The following is a 1,590-nucleotide window of genomic DNA, read 5'->3' as shown; positions in this document are numbered from 1 at the left end:
TCCGCCCTTCCCTGTGGGTCCCCGCAGCTTGGCCGGGGTCCGGGGCAGAGCCCCGGAGACGCGACCAGCCAACCTCCGCTCAAACAGACCAGGCAACCAGCCACAACGGTGGCGCCGTACCAACCTTCTTGACGGACTCTTGACCAGGATGTTTGGTTTGAAGATCCGATCTTCCCGCTAGAGTGAGCTGATGTCTCGGCCCGTGATCGGCCTGACCACCTACGCCGAAGAGGCGAGGTTCGGGCTCAACGACACGTTCGCCGCGGTGTTGCCGTTCGCCTATGTCCAGGCGGTGCACAACAGCGGCGGGCGTGCGGTTCTCATTACCCCCGATTCGCCCGATGTCGATGCCCTGGACGGGCTTGACGGCATCGTTTTCACCGGCGGGTCCGATGTCGATCCTGGGCTCTACGGCGAGGAGCCGCACCCGACCACGCAGGTCAAGCCGGAGCGGGATGCCGCCGAGATGCTCCTGCTGCGGGCCGCGCTCGCCGCCGACCTCCCGACGCTCGCGATCTGTCGCGGGATGCAGCTCATGACGGTCGCCTACGGTGGTCGGCTGCATCAGCATCTGCCCGACGTGCTCGGGCACGACAACCATCGGCCGGTGTCGGGGCCCAAGTTCGGGTTCCACCGGGTCGACCTGGCGCCCGCGTCGCTCGGCCGCCGGCTGCTCGGTGAGTCGGTCGAGGTCAACTCGTTCCACCACCAAGGGGTGGCGGATCCGGGGAAGCTGACCGCCACCGGATGGTGTCCCGAGGACAACCTGATCGAGGTCGTCGAGGACCAGTCGCTGCGGTTCGCGATCGGGGTGCAGTGGCATCCGGAGGACACCACCGACCACCGGCTGTTCGCGGCGCTGGTCGGGGCGGCTTCCACCAACTGAAATCGGTGCGCGCCGCCGCGGCGGCCGGTGGCAGCATCGAGGCCATGAAGCTGCACGAGGAGATCGACGGTCGGCTGCGGGAGTTCATCGAGGCTCAACACATGTTCTTCGTGGCCACGGCCCCGTCCGGCGACGACGGGCACGTCAACCTTTCACCCAAGGGGATGGGCGGCACGTTCGTGGTGCTGGGGGAGCACCGGGTGGCCTACCTCGACTTCCACGGCAGCGGTGCGGAGACGCTCGCCCATCTGCGGCAGAACGGGCGCATCACGATCATGTTCTGCGCCTTCCAGGGACCCCCGAACATCGTGCGGCTGCACGGGCGCGGCAGTTACACGCCGATCGGGCATCCTGATCTTGATGGTCTGCTCGGGCACTTTCCCGATGCGCCCGACCTGGGCGGCCTCCGCGGGGTGATCACGGTGGACGTGAGCCGGGTCAGTGACTCCTGCGGGTACGCGGTGCCGTTCATGACCTACGAGGGTGACCGCGACCTGCTGATCCGCTGGGCCGAGCGCAAGGACGACGCGGCGCTGGCTGACTACCGCCACCAGAAGAACGCCACCAGCATCGACGGCCTACCAGCATTCCCCCAGGCAGCAGCTCCGACGGTGGGTTAAGGCTGGCCCCAGTCGGGCGCCGCGCCGCCTCGGCCCGGACGCGCCCAGGTCCGGACGCGCCCAGGTCCGGACGCGCCCAGGTCC

At 68.4% G+C, this 1,590-nt stretch carries 2 protein-coding genes; both read left to right on the top strand.

Annotated elements, in window-relative coordinates:
- Window positions 1-190 precede the first annotated feature (190 nt).
- Complete coding sequence (locus Air01nite_RS40810; protein ID WP_203708901.1) at window positions 191-886, top strand: gamma-glutamyl-gamma-aminobutyrate hydrolase family protein; 696 nt, start codon at window positions 191-193, stop codon at window positions 884-886.
- Between the two features lie 44 nt (window positions 887-930).
- Window positions 931-1,506 (top strand): pyridoxamine 5'-phosphate oxidase family protein, encoded by a 576-nt coding sequence (locus Air01nite_RS40805; protein WP_203708899.1) that lies wholly within the window; start codon window positions 931-933, stop codon window positions 1,504-1,506.
- The last annotated feature ends 84 nt before the right edge of the window (window positions 1,507-1,590 follow it).

The organism is Asanoa iriomotensis, assembly GCF_016862515.1.
GTDB classification, from domain to species: Bacteria; Actinomycetota; Actinomycetes; order Mycobacteriales; family Micromonosporaceae; genus Asanoa; species Asanoa iriomotensis.
Note: the sequence above shows the minus strand (reverse complement) of the source record. Positions and strands in the feature narration are given on the sequence as shown.